The organism is Streptomyces sp. NPDC055189, from assembly GCF_053606765.1.
Window position 1 is genome coordinate 1 of sequence record NZ_JBSGSG010000189.1, and the last position, 2192, is coordinate 2192.

Sequence of the window (2192 nt, forward strand, 5' to 3'; positions counted from 1 at the left end):
GTGTTCCCCCGGGGGAACACCGCGCCCTTCCTGTTCCTGCTCTCCTGGTACCGCTCTCCCGTACGTCTACTTCGGGTCGAGCGGCTTCAGGCACATGCTGTACTGCACCCGGCCGCGCCGGGTCTGCTCGTAGCGGGACTCGCCCGGCTCGCACTCGACTTCGTACTTGCTCGTCACCTTGTACTCGGCTGTGGCGCCCGAGCAGTCGACCTTCTCCATGTCCGGGCTGCTCGTGGAGCCCTTGTTCTGCACGCAGTCACCGACCTCGGCGGCCGCGGGCGACTTGGCGGCCTCGCTGCCGGGGCCCGTGGTGTTGCCGCGGCTGGAGTACCACCAGACGCCCGCGATGACACCGGCGATGAGCAGGACCACCACCTTCATCAGGGGTGACTGCCGGTTGAACGAGCCGCCACCGCCACCGCGCGGGCGCTGGGGCTGCTGCGGCGGCTGGGGCTGCTGCGGTGCGAACTGTTGCTGCCCGTAAGGCTGTTGCGGCTGCTGGCCGTACTGGGGCGGCGGCCCCTGGTACTGCGGCTGGCCCTGATACTGCGGCTGCCCCTGGTACGGCTGCTGGCCGTAGGGCTGCTGAGGCTGCTGGTAGCCACCATGAGGCGGCGGAGGCATGGACAAGGCAAGTCCCCCGACTTTCCATACGTGTTCACGTCAATGCTGAGCGGCAGACGTTACAAGACCCCTCCCCTCTTGACGGAACTGGCCTCTTGCACCACCCTTTCACTACTCAATTAGTGAAAGGGTGGTGCAAGGGCATGGTCGAGTTCCGTATCGACCGGCGCAGCGGCGTCGCCACCTACCTCCAGATCGTCCAGCAGACCCAGCAGGCCCTGCGCCTCGGCCTGCTGGAACCGGGCGACAAGCTGCCCACGGCCCGTGAGGTCGTCGAGGCGACGGCCATCAACCCGAACACGGTCCTGAAGGCCTACCGCGAGCTGGAACGCGAGGGCCTGGTCGAGGCCCGCCGCGGGCTCGGCACCTTCGTGCGGAAGTCGCTGGGCTCCACGCCCGCCGACTCCCCGCTGCGGGGCGAGCTGAGCCAGTGGGCCGCCCGTGCCCGCGCCTCCGGTCTGGAGAGGGACGACGTCGCGGCGCTGTTCAGCGCCGTACTCGAAGAGCAGTTCACGCAGTCAGAGCAGCTGTCACAGCAGACAGAGCAGTCAGAGCAGCACGTGACCAGGGGGGAACACGCATGACCGACACCGCCATCGAGGCGGCCGCGCTTGCCATGAGTTACGGGCGGCGGGGCGATGCCCTGCTCGACTGCTCCTTCCGGCTGCCCGCCGGGCGGATCTGCGCGGTCGTCGGACCCAACGGCGCGGGCAAGTCGACGCTCCTGGCTCTCGCGGCCGGGCTCCTGAGGCCCACCGGAGGCACGCTCACGGTGCTCGGCACCGACCCGGCCGCCGCACGCGAGCGCATCGCGTACGTCGCCCAGGACAAGCCGCTCTACCCGCAGCTCAGCATCGCCGACACCCTGCGGCTCGGCGCCGAGCTGAACCCCGGCCGCTGGGACACCGCCATCGCCGAACGTGTCGTACGCGAAGGGGGCCTGGACCCGAAGCTGCGCGTGCGCACCCTCTCCGGCGGTCAGCGCACCCGCGTCGCGCTCGCCCTCGCGCTCGGCAAACGGGCCGAACTCCTGCTCCTGGACGAGCCGATGGCCGACCTCGACCCGCTCGCCCGGCATCAGCTGATGGGAACGCTGATGGCGGAGGCCGCCGAGCACGGCACCACCGTGGTGATGTCCTCGCACATCGTCGGCGAACTGGCCGACGCTTGCGACCACTTGCTCCTCGTCTCCGGTGGACAGGTCCGGCTCGGCGGCGGCATCGACGACCTCGTGTCGGCCCACGCCCTGGTCACCGGGCGCCGCCCCGTCGAGGACCTCGCCCCGCACACCGTCGTCGAATCCCGCGCCACCGGGCGTGGCCTGGCCGCGCTGATCCGGCCCGAAGGGCCGCTCGGCGAAGGCTGGGACGTCGAAGAGCCGTCCCTGGAGGAACTGTTGCTCGCCCACCTGCGTTCGCCCGAGGCGCCGGCACTCCTTACGCCGAGCACGGCACCCGCTCAGCGCGAGCGCGAGGTGGCTGCCTAATGCTGTCGTCAAGCCACGAGATGAAGAGGCGGCCGTGGTGTGTAGGCGTGTCGGTCGCGGAGGATCGCGTAGAGGACGTTCA

3 protein-coding genes are annotated in these 2192 nt (G+C 70.1%); 2 read left to right on the forward strand and 1 reads right to left on the reverse strand.

Features of this window, described 5'->3' with window-relative positions; translation table 11 throughout:
* Window positions 1–66: 66 nt before the first annotated feature.
* Window positions 67–624: an LppU/SCO3897 family protein gene (locus ACWFR3_RS46755; protein ID WP_453740810.1), complete on the reverse strand. Its 558-nt coding sequence runs from the start codon at window positions 622–624 to the stop codon at window positions 67–69.
* Window positions 625–767: 143 nt separating this feature from the next.
* Between ACWFR3_RS46755 and ACWFR3_RS46760 the strand changes: the two genes are divergently transcribed.
* On the forward strand, window positions 768–1208 hold the full coding sequence (locus ACWFR3_RS46760; protein WP_453740811.1) for a GntR family transcriptional regulator: 441 nt from the start codon (window positions 768–770) through the stop codon (window positions 1206–1208).
* A complete protein-coding gene (locus ACWFR3_RS46765) occupies window positions 1205–2110 on the forward strand; it encodes an ABC transporter ATP-binding protein (protein WP_453740812.1) in 906 nt (301 codons plus the stop codon). The genes ACWFR3_RS46760 and ACWFR3_RS46765 overlap by 4 nt, the downstream gene beginning before the upstream one ends.
* Window positions 2111–2192 lie beyond the last annotated feature (82 nt).

What these genes read in the sequence shown, in the direction of transcription:
- ACWFR3_RS46755 (WP_453740810.1), bottom strand. Translation starts at nt 624, where the DNA reads ATGCCTCCGCCGCCTCATGGTGGCTACCAGCAGCCTCAGCAGCCCTAC.
- ACWFR3_RS46760 (WP_453740811.1), top strand. Translation starts at nt 768, where the DNA reads ATGGTCGAGTTCCGTATCGACCGGCGCAGCGGCGTCGCCACCTACCTC.
- ACWFR3_RS46765 (WP_453740812.1), top strand. Translation starts at nt 1,205, where the DNA reads ATGACCGACACCGCCATCGAGGCGGCCGCGCTTGCCATGAGTTACGGG.